This is a genomic window from Streptomyces sp. NPDC028289, assembly GCF_055565975.1.
Genome location: NZ_JBVHTI010000035.1, coordinates 1 through 1,615, shown reverse-complemented (window position 1 = coordinate 1,615; position 1,615 = coordinate 1). Strand labels below are relative to the sequence as shown.

1 protein-coding gene and 1 pseudogene are annotated in these 1,615 nt (G+C 66.7%); both read right to left on the bottom strand.

Annotated features, from left to right (window positions below; genetic code table 11):
* Positions 1-18 precede the first annotated feature (18 nt).
* A pseudogene (locus ACZ4UV_RS52065) lies at positions 19-956 on the bottom strand (IS5 family transposase).
* A 44-nt stretch (positions 957-1,000) separates the two neighbouring features.
* Positions 1,001-1,531: an orotate phosphoribosyltransferase gene (gene pyrE, locus ACZ4UV_RS52060; RefSeq protein ID WP_467850272.1), complete on the bottom strand. Its 531-nt coding sequence runs from the start codon at positions 1,529-1,531 to the stop codon at positions 1,001-1,003.
* Positions 1,532-1,615: the final 84 nt, after the last annotated feature.

Genomic DNA, 1,615 nt, shown 5'->3' with positions numbered 1-1,615 from the left:
TAGGCAGTGTCCGGGCGATCATGAACGGAGCCAGATGACCAGGGCTGCGACGGTGACGGTGCCGAGGAAGATGTATGCGCGTTTTTCATAGCGCGTCGCGACGGCTCTGTGCGCCTTGAGTTTGTTGATGGCGCGTTCCACCGTGTTGCGTTTTTTGTATCGGTCTTTGTCGAAGCCCGGTGGCCTGCCACCGTGGGAACCCCGGCGCAGGCGGGCGGCTTTGTGGTCCTTCTTCTCCGGGATGACGTGACGGATGCCGCGTCTTCGCAGATAAGCGCGAATGGTGCGATTGCTGTATGCCTTATCCGCGCTGAGGCTGTCCGGACGCCGACGCGGGCGGCCGAGCCCGGCTCGGGGTACACGGATCTTGTCCATGACCGGCTCGAACTGGGTGCAGTCCGCCCGCTGCCCAGGGGTGACAGTGAGAGACAGCGGGCGGCAGCGACCATCGGCGCTCAGATGGACTTTGGTGGTGAACCCGCCTCGGGAGCGCCCCAGGCCCTCGCCTGCCGCACCACCGCCACCACATGGCCGAGCAACCTCAACCAGGGCCTTTCGCTCAGGTGTTCCACCGCGGCGACCCCCTTTGAACAACTCGGCGCCGGCGGCGGGGTTCTACGGGCTCCGGCGGCGTGCTGGTGGGCCCGCATCACGGTGGAGTCCACCGAGATGTCCCAGTCGATCGCACCGTCCGCGTCAGCAGCGCCCTGGACCTGCTGGAGCAGCCGCTCCCACGTGCCATCGGCCGACCATAGCCGATGGCGTTCATACACGGTCTTCCACGGGCCGAACCGTTCCGGCAGGTCCCGCCACGGCACCCCGGTCCGCACCCGGTGCAGTATCCCGTTGACCACCTGACGGTGGTCCCGCCACCGCCCGCACCGGTTATTGCTCACCGGCAGCAGCGGCTCCAACTGCGCCCATTGCCCGTCCGAAAGATCTCCCCGCCCCGTCATGCTCCGGACAACGCCCCAGTTCGGTGGCCGGACACGGCCTGGCGTCAGGACGCAGCAGCAGCCCGCAGGTCCTCGGCCGACAGCAGTGACAACAAGCTGATGCCTTCTGCCTTGAGAGCCTCGGCACCGCCTTGCTCCCGATCGATCACGCACAGCGCCTCATCCACCTGCGCGCCCAGGTTCCGCAGGTCCGCGGTCGACAGCACGATCTGCCCACCGCTGGTGACGACGTCCTCGATGACCAGCACTTTCCGGCCCGCAACCTCCGCACCCTCGGCCAGACGGCACGTGCCATACGGCTTGGCCTGCTTGCGCACGAACGCGCAAGGAAGGCCCGTGTGTCGGCCGAGTGCGGTCACTACCGGGATACCGCCCATCTCCAGGCCGGCCAGCACTTGCGTGCCGGACGGCACCAGAGGGGCCATCCGCCGGGCGATCTCATCGAGCAGGACGGGATCCGCTTCGAACCGGTACTTGTCGAAGTACTCCGTGGCAGTACGTCCCGACCGGAGCGTGAACTGGCCGGTCAGATGAGAGGCGGCATGGATACGGCGAGCAAGATCAGAATTCGTCACAGGCAATCACTCTCGCATCCACCCCACCTGACCAGCACACCGGCCCCCACGACTCCACCACAAGATCGCCCGGACACTGCCTAG